Source organism: Bradyrhizobium oropedii (genome assembly GCF_020889685.1).
GTDB lineage: Bacteria > Pseudomonadota > Alphaproteobacteria > Rhizobiales > Xanthobacteraceae > Bradyrhizobium > Bradyrhizobium oropedii.
Genome location: NZ_JACMYO010000199.1, coordinates 1 through 15,243 on the forward strand (window position 1 = coordinate 1; position 15,243 = coordinate 15,243).

A 15,243-nucleotide genomic window follows, 5' to 3' on the forward strand; every position below is an offset into this window, starting at 1 on the left:
GCCGGGCCTGCCCGACGCCGCGCCGGATCCCGAACTGACGCAGTGGCTGCGCGGGGCGCCCGCGCGCGCAGGGTTGTACGGTTCGATCTGCACCGGCGCCTTCGCGCTCGGCCATGCCGGGCTGCTCGACGGCCACAAGGTGACGACGCATTGGCAGAACGCGCAACGGCTGGCGGCATGCTTTCCGGCCGCCGAGGTGATCTTCGACCGGATCTACATTCGCGACGGCAGACTGATGACATCGGCCGGCGTCACCGCCGGGATCGATCTCGGGCTCGCGCTTGTGGCCGAACGTCATGGGCCTGAGGTTGCCGTTGCGGTGGCAAAGCGGCTGGTCGTGGTCGCGCAACGCCAGGGCGGGCAGTCCCAGTTCAGTCCCTATCTCACCGCGCCGGTCGATGAGGATTCGCCGATTGCACGCGCGCAGGCCCATGTCATGCAGCATGTCGGCGAGCGCCACACGCTGCAGTCGCTGGCCGAGGCCGTCGGCATGAGCGTGCGCAATTTCGGCCGCGCCTTCGCGCAGGAGACCGGCATCACGCCGCACGAATTCGTCGAGCGGGCACGGGTCGACGCTGCGCGCCGGTTGCTCGAGGGCTCAGACCGGCCGCTGAAGGCGGTTGCTTTCGACTGCGGCTTCGGCTCGGCGGACCGGATGCGCATCGTGTTCACCGAGCGGCTCGGCGTGTCGCCCGCGCAGTACCGCTCGAGTTTTCGCAAATTGTGACGCCGTTTATGGAGGGCAGCATGCCGCCGGCGTAGGATCGAAATTGCCGTGCCAGCAACACATCTTCTCCCGCGAGGACGCCATGGACGCGCTCACACTCTTCATCATCCGTCATGCCGAAAAGCCTGATGACGGCTGGCCGGGGCCCGGCTTCACCGCGGACGGTGTGTCCGATACCGAGTCGCTCGTCCTCCGCGGCTGGCAGCGCGCCGGCGCCTGGGCAGCATTGTTTGGCACCGACCTTGCCAAGGGCGACTATGCGAGGCCCGACGCGATCTATGCCGCGACGCCCGGTACCACGCCCAACCGGGGCCCGAGCAGCCGTCCCGCTGAGACGATCTCAGCGCTGGCGGCGCGTCTTGGCACGGCGCCCAACGAAGATTTTGGCAAAGGTCATGAGCCGGCGTTGATCACGGCGCTGCTGGCGCTGAACGGCGTCGTGCTGCTGTGCTGGGAGCACAAGGCGATCATTGCCGACGTCCTTCCGTTGATACCAGTCAGCAAGGGCAAGCCGCCCACGAAATGGGACGCCAGCCGGTTCGACGTCGTACTGCGCTTCCACCGCGCCAAGGGCGAAGACAAGTTCGCCTTCAAGGAGCTGTTTCCAAAATTGCTGTCGGGCGATTCCGACGAGCCGCTGGGCGGCTGAGCCAGGCCGGTCAATCGAGCCCGAGCGCCTTGCGCGATTTCCGCGTCAGCTTCGCGGCGATCAGCGCGTGCGCCTGGTCGAGATAGGCCTTGAGCTCGGCGTCGGGCAGGGCATCGTTGCCGATCAGCTGCACCCATTTGGCACGTGCCAGATAGGGCGCCGGTCGCGCGAGCTGCTGCTCGATCAGGAGCTGGTAGGCCATGTTCGAAGTCTTGAACATGAAGCCGCCGGAGCGCTCGATGAAGCCGCCGGCCAGCGCGAACATCTTGCCGCCGACCTTGAACACCGACGTGCCTTCCCATTGCACCACCTTGGTGGCGGCGGGCAGGCGCAGGCAGTGTGTTTCGAAGGTCTTGGGGCGCATGAATCGGGAAGGCTGGAGAGGCTTCAGAGCCATAAGCCGACCGCGCGAAGACGGGCAAGCCCGGTATGAGCCGGCGATCCCTGGCCGGTCCGGGTGCTGCTCCCGTCCCCGAGACCTCACGAAAACGTGAGTTGTCGGCGTTCGATCTGTAGATATATCGTAAGATATGTTTTCAGTAAGGAAATGAACAATGAGACGATCGATGTTTCGCGACCGGGACGATGACGGCTTCCGGCTCGGGTTCTTCGCCATGGGCCGGCACGGCCGGGGCGGTCACCGTTTTGGCCGCGGCGGCCATGGCTTCTTCGGGCGGGGTGGCGGCGGCGATTTTCCGGGATCGCGGCGGCTCTCGTCGCAGGATCTGCAACTCGTCATCCTGGCGCTGCTCGGCGAGCAGCCGGCGCACGGCTACGAGTTGATCAAGAAGATCGAGGAGCGGTCGGACGGCTTCTACAGCCCGAGCCCGGGCGTGATTTATCCGGCGCTGACATTCCTCGAGGAGATCGGGCACGCCAGCGTCACCCAGGACGCGTCGCGCAAGCTCTACAGCATCACCGAGCAGGGCAAGGCGCATCTCGCCGAGAACCGCGCCACCGCCGATACCATTCTCGAAGCGCTGTTGCGGATCGGCCGCCGCATGGAGGAGGTGCGCGAAGCCTTCGCCGGTGTGAGCGATCTCGATGGCGAAGCATCCGACGACGTGCACCGCGCCCGTCACGCGCTGAAGAGCGCGCTGCGGCAGAAGCGCGGCTGCGATGCCGCCGAGGCGCGGCGCATTGCGAAAATCCTCGACCGCGCCGCCGCCGAAATCCTGCAGCAATGACGCAATCGCAAAGGAGGCCCTTCATGTACAACGCTGAACCGCACAGCGCGATTGCCGATGGCCGCATTGCTGCCGTCATCGAGCGCCTGCAGGCCACGCGCCGGGCGCCGGTACGAGGCAATCCGATGCAGAGCGGCAGTTGCGATCCGCACGACTATGCCGAGCAGGGATTCTCGATCCACCCGGAGCAGGGCGAGCTGATCTACCTGTTGTGTCGCGGCCTGCGCGCCAAGCGCGTTGCCGAGTTCGCGACATCGGTCGGAATGTCGACGCTGTATTTCGCAGCCGCGATGCGCGACAATGGCGGCGGCACCGTGATCGGCTCGGAGATCGTGTCGGCCAAGGTCGCAACCGCGAAGCGCAATCTCGCGGACGCGGGCCTCGCCGATTACGCTGAGATCCGCGAGGGCGATGCCCGCAAGACGCTGCGCGATCTCGGTGGTCCCCTCGACTTCATCCTGATCGACGGCTGGCCGGGCGACAAGGGACCAACGCTGGCGCGCCAGGTGATCGAGATCGTCGCGCCGCAGCTTCGGGTCGGCGGCTATGTCATGAACGACAATGCCGAGGCGGATTTCCTGGAGTTCGTGCGCGATCCAAAAAATGGCTTCGTATCGATCACGCTGCCGCTCAAGGGCGGCACGGAGCTCTGCCTGAAGGTGGCGTAAGGGCCAGTCCGTTACGAAGACAAGAGATCCTGCTGGCGTGATTGTGAGCCGCAACGGCATCACGCCACGCTGGATTTTGCCGGCGCTTCTTGCTCTGCTCCAAGAAAATCAGGAGCGAAGCGCCGCATGTCCGAAGTCCCGCCCATTCATCCGCTTGATCGCCCGATCTGGAGCGCGCTGACCACACGGCAACGCGACCTGGCGGAAGGCGGCGCCGATGCCCGACGCTTTCCGCTCGCGATCGCCCCCTTCGCCGACATGGTCGACATGTCGCCGGAGAGTTTTGCCGCGCTCGGCGCGCTGTTGTCGGGACAGGAATTCGCGGTGCTGTTCACGCCCGATCCTGTTTCTGTACCGCCGGAGTTCAAGGTGCTGCTGGCTGAGACCGGCGAGCAGATGATCGGCACGCCTGCGGATTTTTCTGCGCCCGGCGTCGAGATCGTCAGGCTCGGCGCGGTCGACGTTCCCGCGATGATGGCGTTGACGGAACTGACGAAACCCGGACCGTTCAGCGCACGGACCCATGAGCTCGGCAACTTTTTCGGCATCCGCGTTGGCGGCGAGCTGGTCGCGATGACCGGGGAGCGCATGAAGCCGGGGAACTATACCGAGATGACGGCGGTCTGCGTGCATCCGGACCATCGCGGCCGCGGCTATGCGCAGGCGCTGCTCTCGGCGGTCGCCCGCCAGATCGTGGCGCGCGGCGAAATTCCGTTCCTGCACGTCTTCACCGGCAACGTCTCGGCGATTGCGCTCTACCGCCGTCAGGGCATGGAGATCCGGCGTCGTCTGCACATCACGGTGTTGCAGAAGCAGGAGTAGGCTAGGGCTGAGGGGAATCTCTCTACTCCAATAGATGGGGACGAAAGAGTTCAGTTCAAGAATTGTCAGGCGCGCCTCTCGCCGCGTATGTCCCGCCTCCCTCAAAGCCTGGGGATGGAGCGGGGAGCACGGCCATGGCAGTTGCGACGACAGACGGATTCGCCGATGCGCGGTTTTCGGTGGCGCGTGAGGCATTCGAGGCCAATTTCGCTGACGGGGAGGAACTCGGCGCATCGTTCTGCGCCACGATCGACGGCGAGACCGTGGTCGATCTGTGGGGCGGTTTCGCCGACGAGGCAGAGCAGCGGCCGTGGACGCGCGACACCATCGTCAATGTCTATTCGATCACCAAGACCATGACCGCGCTGACCGCGTTGTGGCTCGCCGATCGCGGCGAGCTCGACTTCGCGGCACCGGTGGCGCGCTACTGGCCGGAATTCGCGGCGAACGGCAAGGCGGGCATTACCGTGGCGCAGCTGATGAGCCACTCGGCCGGCCTCTCGGGCTGGCATCCCGCGATCAGCGGCGAGGATTTTTACGACTGGGACAAGGCGACCTCGACGCTTGCCGCGCAGGCGCCGCTGTGGGAGCCGGGCACCGCGTCCGGCTATCATGTTTACACTTTCGGATTCCTGATCGGCGAGGTCGTCAGGCGGATCACCGGCAGGACGCTCGGCACGGTGTTTCGCGAGCAGATCGCGTCTCCCTTGCATGCTGATTTCTGGATCGGCCTGCCGGCTCCTGAAGATCATCGGGTCGCCGACCTCGTGTCGTTCCTGCCGACAGCGGCCGCAACGGACGTCGAGATGACCACCATCCAGAAGATCACCTTCAGCGACACCCGCACCGACGTGCCGTCGACCCGGACCCGCGCCTGGCGCGGCGCCGAGATTCCCGCAGTGAACGGTCACGGCAACGCGCGTTCGATCGCCGCCATCCAGACCATCCTCGCGACCGGCGGCATAGCCAACGGCCGGCGGATCATGTCGGAAGCCAGCTGCCGCAAGGCGCAGGAGGTGCAGATCGACGGCCCGGACCTCGTGATGCGCGGCATCTCCGTCCGCTTCGGCCTTGGCTTCGGGTTGCCGAGCCCGATCCTCAGCCTGGTGCCGCCCAACCCGAACACGCTGTTCTGGTCCGGCGGCGGCGGCGCGTTCGTGCTCGTCGATACCGATGCGCGGATGACGTTCGCTTATGCGATGAACCGGATGCAGCGCGGGCTGGTCGGCGACGCCCGCTCGTTCCGGATCATCCGCGCGATATGGCGGGCGCTCGGGATGATACCCTGAGCTGCGGGATCGCGTTGGCTCAGGTCAGCCGGTTGCCCGCGAGATGCACCGTGCGCCCGTCGCAGCTGGAATCGATCGCGACGGGGGTCGTCGCGATCTTGCCCCGTGCGGCGACGTTGTTGCTGATCTCGATGTTCCGGGCGCGGCCGACATAGATCGCGCTGGCGGGCTTGATGTGGAAGAAATCGCCGGCCCCGAACGCGTTGCCGCGTACAAAAGTCTGACCGATCACATTGCCGGCGATCCGAGCGCCGTCGGCATTGCTGACGAAGATCGCGTAGATGTAGGAATCGTCGATGTGATTGCCTTCGATGATGACGCGCCGGTTCTGGAAATTATCCTGAAATCCCTTGGCCCCTTCCGGCGGCACCATGCCGACATAGATCGCGCTGAGTGTTCCGCTGCCGCTGGTCAGCTCGTTGGCGCCGTTGACGCAGTGGCTGAATCGGTTGTTGCGGAACACCAGGTTGTCGGCAAATCCGGACTCCGACCAGAAGCCGACGTCGCTGCCGGCTTGCAGCGCGACACCGGTCGAGAAGGTGAACTGGCAGTTCTCGACGACGGCGTTCGGTGCCTTCATCAGCACACGGCCGCAGGCGTGGAAACTGCAACGCAGCACGGTGGCGCCGGATCCGATATGCGTCAGCGAGGTGATGGCATCGCCGACCTTCAGCGGCAGGTCCTGTTGCAGGACGACGTCGTAGATCAAATCCGGTTGGGTGGTCGGGCTCCTGTTCTTCCAGAGCTGGGCGATCTTCGCCTTCAGCTCCGGCGCGTGGCGCTTGGTCAACTGCGCGACCTTGCTGCGTCCGATTGAGCGAAACGTCGCGTGATCGCAGCTCTCGACGTCGTCGCCGGCCGCAAGGCCGATGTCCCATTTCGGGCTGAGCAGAAACCGCCGCGGCGCGGTCTTCGCCACGACGTAATAGTAGAAGCCGTGCACATTGATGGCATCGTCGGAGGTGTTTGCGAAACTGCAGTCCTCCAAGGTCGGACCGCGCGCGACCGCGGTGAAGTGCGAGCCGTCGGAGTTGGTCGAGATCAGACGGTCGGTCGCTGCGCTCTTCGGCCGGGGTCCCGGAACGACCGAGACCTTTTGCAGCATCATCGAGCCGTCGCCGCCATTCTCGACGATGCCCATGCCCGGCGAGGCCAGCAGCTTCAGGTCGATCAGGCTGGTGGCGACGCTGGAGTCCACGGCGATGGCGTGCGCGCCGCTGTTTGCGATGGTGACGACATCACCGACTGCGATCGGCAGCTGGCTCGGGAAACGATCGTTGGCGCTCCATCGCAGATGCACCTTGACCAGGCCGTCGCCGAGGCGCGTGGCATGGGCCGGTGAGAGGAAATCCCTGGCGCCGGTCTTCAGTGCCCGGTTGTGACGGTCCATCACCTTGAAGAAGCCATCGGTGAAGGTGGCCAGCAGCGCGGCGTCGTCGGGATAGCCCGGGTCGACCTTCACCGTGATCTCGACCGCCTGCTTGTCGAAGGCCGTGATCGTGCCCTGGGTGAAGGGCAGCGGGTCGTAGTCGATGGTGAGATCGCGGAGGGTGAGGCGGTTGCAGCCGGAGATCGCGAAGGTCCCGCTGCGCGTCGTGTTGATCAGCTGCGCGCCATTGCCGTTGAGCTCGAAGCCGTGCAGCTGCCGGAATGCGAGCGGCCGCTTGATCCGGTAGCTGGCGTTCTTCTCGAGGTTGAGGACGATGTGAACCGGCCCGGCCTTGCTTGCGTCCGCCGCTGCCTTGGCGACGGCAGCCAGCGCCTTGGCGAAAGCCGCGTCGGCGTCGCCGCCGGACGTCGCGGTGAAGGTCGCCATGTCGAAGCTGGCCGCGCCGGGGACCGACACTTGTTCGGCGCGGCTTTCGGTGCCGAGCAGCGGGCTCGCCACAAAAAGCGAGGCAAGCGTCAGCGCTCGCCGGCGGCTGATCGGCATGGTGCACGGCTCCTTGCGAGACCGGGATCGGTCCCGCGCACTATCCGGCCGCATAGATGAATTGGAGCGAAACGACGGGAAGCTGGCGCGCGGGCTCGCGACGTTGTGAAGGACATCGCTGCCCGGCGGAAGCCCTGCGAATGTCCGACGTGATGAGGCCCCGGCGCGCTTGACATGCCACTGACATACTGCTGGTATGTCAGTTATGTCAGCCGCTCTTCACCGCGACCAGGCCTATGCGCGCATCCGCGACCTCGTGATGTCGGGCGAGTTCGCACCGGATGAGCCATTGTCGGAACGCAGCCTGTCGGACCGGCTCGCGCTCGGGCGAACGCCGGTGCGCGAGGCGTTGAAGGCGCTGGCGAAAGACGGCCTGCTCACGATTCATCCGATGCGCGGTACCTTCGTGCGGCAATTGTCGTTCGATGATCTGCGCGAGATCCACGAGCTGCGGCTCGCACTCGAAGGCATGGCGGCCTATCTCGCCGCGACGCGTGGACCGACCGAGGGCCTGGCGCAATGCGCCAAGGAGCTGCGCCGCATCAAGTCGCGCGCCGCGATCGACGTCGAGGAGGCGCAGCAGGCCGGCTGGAGCTTTCACGACGAACTGTTCCGCGCCACCGGCAACGGCCGGCTGGTCCAGGCCTACGACAATCTGCGCGCGCAAAGCGGGCTCGCGCTGCAAAAGATGCCGCAATACAACGTCGAGCGCACCCGGCAGGCGGTCAGCGAGCATCTCGACATCCATGCCGCGGTCGAGGCGCAGGATCCCGAAGGCGCGCAGCAGCTTATGTGGCGGCATTTGTCGTCGGCATTCGAGGCACGGCTGAGGGCGCTCGGCGCCGTGCGGCCGCACCATTCGGCAATCGGAGACCAGCGCTCATGAGTGAACGATCGGGCCTGCGGCGCGCTTTGAAATTACCGCTCGCGGTTCAGATGTTGATCGGACTGGTCGCCGGTCTTGCCGTCGGTCTGCTCTGGCCGGATTTCGGCGCGAGCCTGCGGCCGGTCGGCACCGCTTTCGTCGAAGCGGTGAAGATGATCGTGATCCCCGTGGTGTTCTCCTCGGTCGCGCTCGGCATCTACCGGATGGGCAGCGAGCTCAAGGTGCTGGGCCGCGTGGTCGTGATCTGCCTCGGCTATTTCTATCTTGCGACGGTGATCTCGATCCTGATCGGGCTCCTGCTCAACGGGATCTTCCATCCCGGCGCCGGCGCGCCGCTGGCGGCGACCGGGAAGGTGCCGGCCAACCTCGCGGTGTCGGTCGACTGGATCAAGTTCTTCATGGACATGATCCCGTCGAACATCGTGGCGGCAATGGCCGAGCAGAAGATCCTGCCGACGCTCGTGTTCGCGATCCTGTTCGGGCTGGCGTTGGCCTCGGTCGGCAAGGTCGGCGAGCCGATGGTTGCTGTGCTCGAAGCCGTGATGGCGGCGATGTTCAAGATGACCAAGTGGATCACGTCGCTGGCGCCGATCGCGGTGTTCGCGATCATGTCCTGGCTGTTCGCGACCCAGGGGCTGGCGACGGTGGTCGCGCTCGCCAAGCTCGTGGCCGCGATGTATCTCGGCCTCGCCATCATGGTCGTGATCTTCTGGCTGATCCTGCTTGCGATCGGCGAGAAGCCGATCGCGGTGACCAAGGCGGTGATGGAGCCGATGCTGCTGGCATTCTCCACCCGCTCCTCGGAGGTCACGCTGCCGCTCCACATGGAGAAGCTGCAGGCGATGGGCGTACCGAACCGGATCGTCTCGGTGGTGCTGCCGCTCGGCTACGCCTTCAACCGCGACGGTGCGATCATGTACTTCGCGCTTGCCGTGACCTTTCTGGCCGAGGCCTATGGCGTGACGCTGACCTGGTCGACGCTCTTGACCATCGTGATGGTCACCACCATCGCCAGCAAGGGCAGCGCCAATGTCCCCTCGGGCGGCCTCGTCGCCATCGCCATGGTGTTGTCGGCGATCGGCTTGCCGGTCGAGGCGCTCGCAATCATCGCCGGCGTCGATGCCTTCCTCGACATGGGCCGTACTGCGATCAACGTGTTCGGCAATACGGTTGCGGTGAAGTTGGTGCAGCGCTTTGGCGGCGAGCTTCCCGTCGAGGCGCCGGAAGCCGCGCCGTTTGCGCTGAAGACCCAGGACGCATGATGAGCTCAGCCCATCCACAGCGCGCGGCCGAGATTGTCGACCTGCGCAGCGATACCGTGACATTGCCGACGGATGCCATGTTCGAGGCGATGCGCAGTGCGCCGCTCGGCGACGACAGCCGCGACGGCGATCCGACCGCGCGTGCGCTCGAGCAGAAGGCGGCTAATCTGACCGGCAAGGCGGCCGCTCTGTTCGTGCCGAGCGGCACCATGGGCAACCTGCTGGCGATGCTTGCGCATGGCGGGCGGGGCGGGGAGGTATTTTCCGACGCCGGCGCGCATCTGTTCAACTCGGAGATCGGCAGCGTGGTGACGGTGGCGGGCCTGGTGCCGCGACCGGTCCCGAGCCATCGCGGCGCGATGCAGGAGGAGCCGCTCGCGCAGGCCATTAGCGCCACGGCGTCGGCGGGACGGCCGCGACCGGCGCTGATCTGGATGGAGACCACTCATAATGGCGCCGGCGGCGCCGTGCTGTCGCTGGCGCATATGGCGCGGGTTCATGCACTCGGCCGCAGCAACGGCATTGCCGTCCATGTCGACGGGGCGCGCTTGTTCAACGCGGCTGTGGCGCTCGGGGTGAGCGCGCAGCAGATCGCCGCGCATGCCGACAGCTTGATGTTCTGCGTCTCGAAGGGACTGAGTGCGCCGGTCGGCAGCCTGCTGGTCGGCGATGCCGCCCTGATCGCGCAGGCGCGGGCGTTCCGCCGCATCATCGGCGGCAACATGCGCCAGGCCGGCGTGATCGCCGCCGCCGGTCTCGTCGCGCTCGACAGCATGATCGCGCGTCTGCGCGACGATCATGAGGCGGCTCAACGACTCGCACGCGGGCTGGCGTGGCTCGACCCGGCGCTCGCCGCGACCGGCCATGTGCAGACCAACATCCTGCGCATCGATACGTCGGGCAGCGCGCAGAGTGCAGCCGAGTGGACATCGCGCCTCAAGGCGCAAGGCATCCTGGTGCAGGCCAGCGGTGCAAGCCAACTTCGCCTCGTCACGCATCGCCATATCGATCGTGCGGCGGTCGAGCGGACGCTGGCGGCGTTTGCGGCGGTCGCGCCGAAGGTGTGATGCGTCACCAGGCTTGTCCTGCTCACGCGTCATTGAGGGAAATCCCCCATTCGTGATTTCGCGCGTCGGGCTTACCTTTGCCGGACCGCAACATGATGAGAAAGGATATCTCGATGTCCGAGCAATCCCAGGACAAGCGTCCCGTAGCCGATCCGGCGGAGAACAACGCCTTTTTTCCGTCGCCTTACTCGCTTGGCCAGTTCACCTCGGCCAGGTCGGATCTCTCCGGCGCGGACTATCCCAATGCCTACAAGGGCGGCCGCTGGAAAATTCTGATGATCGCCGCCGACGAGCGCTATCTGCTGTTGCAGAACGGCACGATGTTCTCGACGGGCAATCATCCGGTCGAAACCTTGTTGCCGATGTATCACCTCGACAAGGCCGGCTTCGAATTCGACATCGCGACCGTGTCCGGCAATCCGGTCAAGTTCGAGCTCTGGGCGTTCCCGAAGGAGGACGACGCGGTCAAGAGCATCTACCAGAAATATCTCGGCAGGCTGAAGCAGCCGCTCAAACTCTCCGACGTGATCGAAAACAAGCTGGGCAAGGATTCAGACTACGTCGCGGTGTTCATTCCGGGCGGCCATGGGGCGCTGATCGGTCTTCCCGAAAGCCTCGATGTGAAGGCCACTCTGAAATGGGCGCTCGACAACGACAAGCATATCATCTCGCTTTGCCATGGCCCGGCGGCGCTGCTGGCGTCCGCGGTCGGCGAGGCAAAGGGCGACTATCCCTTCAGGGGCTACAAGATCTGCGCATTCCCCGACGCCATCGATCGGACGACGCCCGATATCGGCTACATGCCGGGCGCACTGACCTGGGCCTTCGGCGAACAGCTGCAGGCGCTCGGCGTCGAAATCCTGAACAAGGACATCACCGGCAAGACGTATCAGGATCGCAAGCTGATCACCGGTGACAGTCCGTTCGCCGCCAACAATGTCGGCAAGGCGGCCGCAAAGGCCTTGCTCGATACGCTCGGCGGGCGTTGAAGCCAACGGCCAGGCAGGCGGCGAGGCGAACCCGCCACGCCACCCGCTCGGCTTCCAGGTCTATTCGGGTTGAGGGAAACTCCTCAACGCGCTTGGCCGCTCACGGCCGGGTTTGCCGAAACTCGATGACATCAGCATGGACCGCTACATCGAAGCCGTAGTTGCGATCGAGGGCAGTGAGAGCCTGGCTGCGATCCAGTCAATTGTGCGGTCGTCGGTCGTGCCGCTCGGCTACGACCGGTTCGTGATGTTCTCGGCGTCGCCGGCGCGTGAGGATCTGGTTGACAGCATCTACTGGGTCGAGGGCGACTGGTTCGGCAAGGGCGTGACGGTCGATGCCGAGACCTATGTCCGGCATTGCCCGGTGACGCGCAATTTCCTCAATGTGGATGAGCCGTTTTTCTGGACCAAAGTGATGTCGGCGCGCGGTGAGAAATACCGCGTGGTGCGCACACCGCGCGGACCGGGTTTCCACGGATTGCAGGTCCCGGTGTTCGGGCGCACCGGGCTCGAAGGTGCGATGAGCTTCGCCGGGACGCGGATCGATGCGTCGGCGCGGACACGCGCGGTGCTGACCATGATCGGCGCCGCGGCCTTCCGCGCCGCCCGACGGCTGATCGAAGCGCACGAGCCGAACGGTGCGTCGAGCCTGTCGCCGCGCGAGCGCGAGGTGTTGCGCTGGATCGCCGCCGGACGACGGCAGGCCGACATTGCGGCCTCGCTCGGGCTGTCGGAACGCACGGTCGAGAACCATCTGCGGCGTGCACGGCTTCGGCTGGGTGTCGCGACAACGGCGCAAGCCATCCGGCTCGCGATCCGCAGCGGCGAGATCGAGGATTGAGGCGCTTGCGAGCGGACCGCAGCGGGAGCAGGCGAGCAGCAGCGGCGGCTCAGTGTTTCTTCGCCGCCGTCGCCTTGGTCTTCGGCGTGTGCTTGCGCGCGGCAATCCGCGTCAGCGCATCCGCAAACGTGCGTGCGGCGGGGCCGAGCGGCTCGTCGAGCCGGTGGGCGAGATAGGCTTCCATCGCGAGTGCCGCGTTGCGGCCGAGCGCGCCGGTTTCGACCCGTATCAGGCGACGCTCCCTGAGGTCGCGCGCCACCTGCCAGAGCGGCAGCCGGCCCCAGCCGAGCCCGGCGAGGATCATGGCGTGCTTGGTGTCCTGATTGCTCACCCGGCAGATCTGCGGCGAGAGCACGCCGAAGCTGCGGCCCTCTGACAACGGCGTCGGATCCGACAGCACGATCTGCAAATGGTCGGCGAGGTCGGCGACGGTCTTGCGACCGCGACGTGCGAGCGGATGGCTTGCGGATGCGACGGCGACCATCTGCACCGCGCAGATCGCGTCGAGCGCGAGGCGGGGATCGCGAAAATCCTCGCCGACGGTCACGGCGAGCGCGCTGCGCCGTTCGGTCAGGGCGGCGATCGGCCCACCCATCGGTTCGACTGCAAGCCGAACGCTCACGGACGGATAGGCGGCCCGCATCTCCGTCAGCGCCGCGCCAACGGCGGCGATTGGAAACAGCGTGTCGACGACGAGTGCAAGTTCCGACTCCACCCCTTCGCCGAGGCCGTGGGCCCGTGCCCGCATCGCGTCGACGCGGAGCAGGAGGTCGCGCGCGTTGCCGAGCAACGCCTTGCCTTCGGCCGTCAGCGCCGGGCGATGGCTGGAGCGATCGAACAGCATGAGGCCAAGCTCGGCCTCGAGGTTGGCGACCGCGTGGCTGACCGCGGACTGAACCCGCGCCAGCCTGGTCGCGGCGGCGCGAAAGCTGCCGCTCTCGGCGATCGCGACAAAGACCCGGATCTGATCGAGCGTGAGGTTATCGAGCATGATCTATGAAATCGATCAATTGGATGCAAAACATATCACTCCTGTCGATGACCTGGAAACGCTATTTGTCATGGGTTGAGCAGGGGTAGTGAACGCATGACGATCGAGACGGCCGTGGTGCAGCAGAGCGAGACAAAGCGATGGGCGACGGTCGCCATCGTGATGGGTTGCGGGATCGGCGCCGCCCTGCAGGTCGGGAAGGTGCCGATCGCCGCGTCAATGCTGCAGCAGAGCCTCGGCATCGACCTCGCCGCGGTCGGAACGGTCGCAGGTGTCTTTGCGGTGTTGGGGCTCGTCGGCAGCGTCCCGGCCGGCGTCGTGATCGCCGCGGTTGGCGCGCGCAGGGTGCTGCTGTGTGGCCTTGCGGCCATTGCGCTCGGTGCGGCCTCGGGCGCGCTGGCGCCGCAGCTTGCGGTGTTGCTGGCATCCCGCCTGCTGGAAGGGCTCGGCTTCCTGCTGGTGATGGTCGCAGCGCCCGCATTGCTCGATCGCGTCGTCGATGTCGGCGCGCGCGACGTCACCATGGCGGTGTGGAGCTGCGTGATGCCGTTCGGGATCGCGCTGGCGCTGGTCACCGGTCCGATGTTCGGGACCTGGCGCGCGATCTGGTGGGCCAGTGCCGCCTTTGCCGTCGTGCTGTTCGTCCTCGCCGGCATCTTCGTGCCGGGCGTGGCATCGCGGACCGGCCCGGCGCGCACCGGGCTGTTGCAGGAGGCGACCGCGTTGGCGCGGCGGCGCACCCCGGCGCTGCTGATGGTGCTGTTTGCGCTCTACAGCCTGATGTTCTTTGCGCTGTTCAGCTTCCTGCCGATCCTGCTCACGGAACGGCTCGGCGTCTCCAGCCAGAGCGCCGGCGGGCTCAGTGCCTTGGCGGCGGCCGGCAACGTCGTCGGCAATCTCACCGCAGGCAAGCTGCTCGCGCGCGGCGCGAGCCGCACCTTGCCGATCGCCGTGGCGGCAATCGTGATGGGCGCCTCCGCGCTCGGAATTTTCCTGCCGGTGCTCGGCGGGTGGGGTGCATTCTTTCTGTGCCTGCTGTTCTCCGCGACCGGCGGACTGATCCCCGCGACATTGCTTGCGACCGCACCTGCGGCGGCGCGTTCCGCGGCGATGGTGCCGGTCATGATGGGGCTCTTGATGACGGGCAGCAATTTCGGCCAGGTGACCGGGCCGATTGCGGTCGGCACGGTGGTCTCGGTGTGGGGCTGGGGCGCGGCCTCCGTCATGGTGGTTGTGGCGGCGATCCTTGCCGGCCTCGCGGCATGGATGCTCGCGCGCGGCGATCACAACCGCGTGGGTGAGGCAAGCGGCCCGGCTTGACGCCGCGGGCGCGGCGGTCGAAGGAGTGATCAGTCTCTCGCGCAAACGACAACAGGAAAGTTTCATGACACGCGTGCGCTGTATCACCGAAATGGGCATGGGCGTCGACGTTCACGGCCGCGACGCCACCAAGGCCGCCAAGCGGGCGGTCTCGGACGCGATCCGCCATTCCAGCCTCGGCTTCTTCCGCATGCTCGGCAAGACCGCCAACGACATGTTCGTCGACGTCACGATCGCCGTGCCGAATCCCGAAGATGTCGATATCGCAGCCGTTGCCAGGGAACTGCCTTATGGCACCAAGACGGTGAAGGCGATCGCCGGCGGGCTCGAGATTCCGTCTGATCTGGGCAACGATCCGATCCTGATCGCGAACGCCGCCGTCATCGTCAGCTTCGACGACGGAAAGTGACGAAGGGGGCGGCACGCGACGTATGAGTGCGTTATTCGCCGCCCCTGAAATAGTCGGGCTTGCCGGTGGTCCAGGTCTCGCCCCAATGCTGGCCGCCGCCGTCGACGGTCAGCATCTCGCCGGTGATGAATTTGCCCGAGGGCGCGGCGAGATAGACGGCGGCTTCCGCGATGTCCCAGGGGGTGCCCGGGCGCATCATCGGG

The 15,243-nt window shown here is 66.1% G+C and carries 17 protein-coding genes; 13 read left to right on the forward strand and 4 right to left on the reverse strand.

Annotation, left to right across the window (positions count from 1 at the left end; translation table 11 throughout):
• Both H8A95_RS35790 and H8A95_RS35795 read left to right on the forward strand, forming a co-directional pair.
• The coding region (locus H8A95_RS35790) for a GlxA family transcriptional regulator (protein WP_229187405.1) at nt 1-727 on the forward strand (727 nt) is incomplete at its 5' end.
• An 82-nt stretch (nt 728-809) separates the two neighbouring features.
• Nucleotides 810-1,376: a histidine phosphatase family protein gene (locus H8A95_RS35795; protein ID WP_229187406.1), complete on the forward strand. Its 567-nt coding sequence runs from the start codon at nt 810-812 to the stop codon at nt 1,374-1,376.
• A 10-nt stretch (nt 1,377-1,386) separates the two neighbouring features.
• Here the strand turns inward: H8A95_RS35795 and H8A95_RS35800 are convergent, their stop codons facing one another.
• Complete coding sequence (locus H8A95_RS35800; RefSeq protein ID WP_229187407.1) at nt 1,387-1,740, reverse strand: MmcQ/YjbR family DNA-binding protein; 354 nt, start codon at nt 1,738-1,740, stop codon at nt 1,387-1,389.
• Between the two features lie 190 nt (nt 1,741-1,930).
• Between H8A95_RS35800 and H8A95_RS35805 the strand changes: the two genes are divergently transcribed.
• The 4 genes from H8A95_RS35805 (at nt 1,931) to H8A95_RS35820 (ending at nt 5,342) form a co-directional block, all read left to right on the forward strand.
• Entirely contained in the window at nt 1,931-2,563 is a 633-nt protein-coding gene (locus tag H8A95_RS35805; RefSeq protein ID WP_229187408.1) for a PadR family transcriptional regulator, read from the forward strand.
• 23 nt (nt 2,564-2,586) lie between these two features.
• Nucleotides 2,587-3,231, forward strand: a complete 645-nt coding sequence (locus H8A95_RS35810; protein ID WP_229187409.1) for an O-methyltransferase — start codon at nt 2,587-2,589, stop codon at nt 3,229-3,231.
• A 126-nt stretch (nt 3,232-3,357) separates the two neighbouring features.
• A complete protein-coding gene (locus H8A95_RS35815) occupies nt 3,358-4,053 on the forward strand; it encodes a GNAT family N-acetyltransferase (RefSeq protein WP_229187410.1) in 696 nt (231 codons plus the stop codon).
• A gap of 134 nt (nt 4,054-4,187) precedes the next feature.
• Nucleotides 4,188-5,342 carry a serine hydrolase domain-containing protein gene (locus tag H8A95_RS35820; protein WP_229187411.1) on the forward strand — a complete coding sequence of 385 codons (1,155 nt, stop codon included), beginning with the start codon at nt 4,188-4,190 and terminating at the stop codon, nt 5,340-5,342.
• A gap of 19 nt (nt 5,343-5,361) precedes the next feature.
• Here the strand turns inward: H8A95_RS35820 and H8A95_RS35825 are convergent, their stop codons facing one another.
• Entirely contained in the window at nt 5,362-7,275 is a 1,914-nt protein-coding gene (locus H8A95_RS35825) for a right-handed parallel beta-helix repeat-containing protein (RefSeq protein WP_229187412.1), read from the reverse strand.
• Between the two features lie 205 nt (nt 7,276-7,480).
• Between H8A95_RS35825 and H8A95_RS35830 the strand changes: the two genes are divergently transcribed.
• From H8A95_RS35830 to H8A95_RS35850, 5 genes are all read left to right on the forward strand, one after another.
• Nucleotides 7,481-8,161, forward strand: a complete 681-nt coding sequence (locus tag H8A95_RS35830) for a GntR family transcriptional regulator (protein WP_229187413.1) — start codon at nt 7,481-7,483, stop codon at nt 8,159-8,161.
• Entirely contained in the window at nt 8,158-9,423 is a 1,266-nt protein-coding gene (locus H8A95_RS35835; RefSeq protein WP_229187414.1) for a dicarboxylate/amino acid:cation symporter, read from the forward strand. The genes H8A95_RS35830 and H8A95_RS35835 overlap by 4 nt, the downstream gene beginning before the upstream one ends.
• Nucleotides 9,423-10,490, forward strand: coding sequence for a GntG family PLP-dependent aldolase (locus H8A95_RS35840; RefSeq protein ID WP_229187415.1), 1,068 nt, complete (start codon nt 9,423-9,425; stop codon nt 10,488-10,490). The genes H8A95_RS35835 and H8A95_RS35840 overlap by 1 nt, the downstream gene beginning before the upstream one ends.
• Before the next feature lie 113 nt (nt 10,491-10,603).
• Nucleotides 10,604-11,479 (forward strand): glyoxalase III HchA, encoded by an 876-nt coding sequence (hchA, locus tag H8A95_RS35845; protein ID WP_229187416.1) that lies wholly within the window; start codon nt 10,604-10,606, stop codon nt 11,477-11,479.
• A 136-nt stretch (nt 11,480-11,615) separates the two neighbouring features.
• On the forward strand, nt 11,616-12,320 hold the full coding sequence (locus H8A95_RS35850) for a PA1136 family autoinducer-binding transcriptional regulator (RefSeq protein WP_229187417.1): 705 nt from the start codon (nt 11,616-11,618) through the stop codon (nt 12,318-12,320).
• A gap of 49 nt (nt 12,321-12,369) precedes the next feature.
• Here the strand turns inward: H8A95_RS35850 and H8A95_RS35855 are convergent, their stop codons facing one another.
• On the reverse strand, nt 12,370-13,311 hold the full coding sequence (locus H8A95_RS35855; protein WP_229187418.1) for a LysR family transcriptional regulator: 942 nt from the start codon (nt 13,309-13,311) through the stop codon (nt 12,370-12,372).
• A 96-nt stretch (nt 13,312-13,407) separates the two neighbouring features.
• Here H8A95_RS35855 and H8A95_RS35860 point away from each other — a divergent pair, with 96 nt between their 5' ends.
• Nucleotides 13,408-14,631: an MFS transporter gene (locus tag H8A95_RS35860; protein ID WP_229187419.1), complete on the forward strand. Its 1,224-nt coding sequence runs from the start codon at nt 13,408-13,410 to the stop codon at nt 14,629-14,631.
• A gap of 64 nt (nt 14,632-14,695) precedes the next feature.
• On the forward strand, nt 14,696-15,040 hold the full coding sequence (locus H8A95_RS35865) for a Lin0512 family protein (RefSeq protein WP_229187420.1): 345 nt from the start codon (nt 14,696-14,698) through the stop codon (nt 15,038-15,040).
• Nucleotides 15,041-15,071: 31 nt separating this feature from the next.
• Here the strand turns inward: H8A95_RS35865 and H8A95_RS35870 are convergent, their stop codons facing one another.
• Nucleotides 15,072-15,239 carry an SDR family oxidoreductase gene (locus H8A95_RS35870; protein ID WP_338028032.1) on the reverse strand — a complete coding sequence of 56 codons (168 nt, stop codon included), beginning with the start codon at nt 15,237-15,239 and terminating at the stop codon, nt 15,072-15,074.
• Nucleotides 15,240-15,243 lie beyond the last annotated feature (4 nt).

What these genes read in the sequence shown, in the direction of transcription:
- H8A95_RS35870 (WP_338028032.1), bottom strand. Translation starts at nt 15,239, where the DNA reads ATGATGCGCCCGGGCACCCCCTGGGACATCGCGGAAGCCGCCGTCTAT.
- H8A95_RS35830 (WP_229187413.1), top strand. Translation starts at nt 7,481, where the DNA reads ATGTCAGCCGCTCTTCACCGCGACCAGGCCTATGCGCGCATCCGCGAC.
- H8A95_RS35860 (WP_229187419.1), top strand. Translation starts at nt 13,408, where the DNA reads ATGACGATCGAGACGGCCGTGGTGCAGCAGAGCGAGACAAAGCGATGG.
- H8A95_RS35815 (WP_229187410.1), top strand. Translation starts at nt 3,358, where the DNA reads ATGTCCGAAGTCCCGCCCATTCATCCGCTTGATCGCCCGATCTGGAGC.
- H8A95_RS35825 (WP_229187412.1), bottom strand. Translation starts at nt 7,275, where the DNA reads ATGCCGATCAGCCGCCGGCGAGCGCTGACGCTTGCCTCGCTTTTTGTG.
- H8A95_RS35850 (WP_229187417.1), top strand. Translation starts at nt 11,616, where the DNA reads ATGGACCGCTACATCGAAGCCGTAGTTGCGATCGAGGGCAGTGAGAGC.
- H8A95_RS35855 (WP_229187418.1), bottom strand. Translation starts at nt 13,311, where the DNA reads ATGCTCGATAACCTCACGCTCGATCAGATCCGGGTCTTTGTCGCGATC.
- H8A95_RS35805 (WP_229187408.1), top strand. Translation starts at nt 1,931, where the DNA reads ATGAGACGATCGATGTTTCGCGACCGGGACGATGACGGCTTCCGGCTC.
- H8A95_RS35795 (WP_229187406.1), top strand. Translation starts at nt 810, where the DNA reads ATGGACGCGCTCACACTCTTCATCATCCGTCATGCCGAAAAGCCTGAT.
- H8A95_RS35820 (WP_229187411.1), top strand. Translation starts at nt 4,188, where the DNA reads ATGGCAGTTGCGACGACAGACGGATTCGCCGATGCGCGGTTTTCGGTG.
- H8A95_RS35800 (WP_229187407.1), bottom strand. Translation starts at nt 1,740, where the DNA reads ATGCGCCCCAAGACCTTCGAAACACACTGCCTGCGCCTGCCCGCCGCC.
- H8A95_RS35810 (WP_229187409.1), top strand. Translation starts at nt 2,587, where the DNA reads ATGTACAACGCTGAACCGCACAGCGCGATTGCCGATGGCCGCATTGCT.
- hchA (WP_229187416.1), top strand. Translation starts at nt 10,604, where the DNA reads ATGTCCGAGCAATCCCAGGACAAGCGTCCCGTAGCCGATCCGGCGGAG.
- H8A95_RS35835 (WP_229187414.1), top strand. Translation starts at nt 8,158, where the DNA reads ATGAGTGAACGATCGGGCCTGCGGCGCGCTTTGAAATTACCGCTCGCG.
- H8A95_RS35840 (WP_229187415.1), top strand. Translation starts at nt 9,423, where the DNA reads ATGAGCTCAGCCCATCCACAGCGCGCGGCCGAGATTGTCGACCTGCGC.
- H8A95_RS35865 (WP_229187420.1), top strand. Translation starts at nt 14,696, where the DNA reads ATGACACGCGTGCGCTGTATCACCGAAATGGGCATGGGCGTCGACGTT.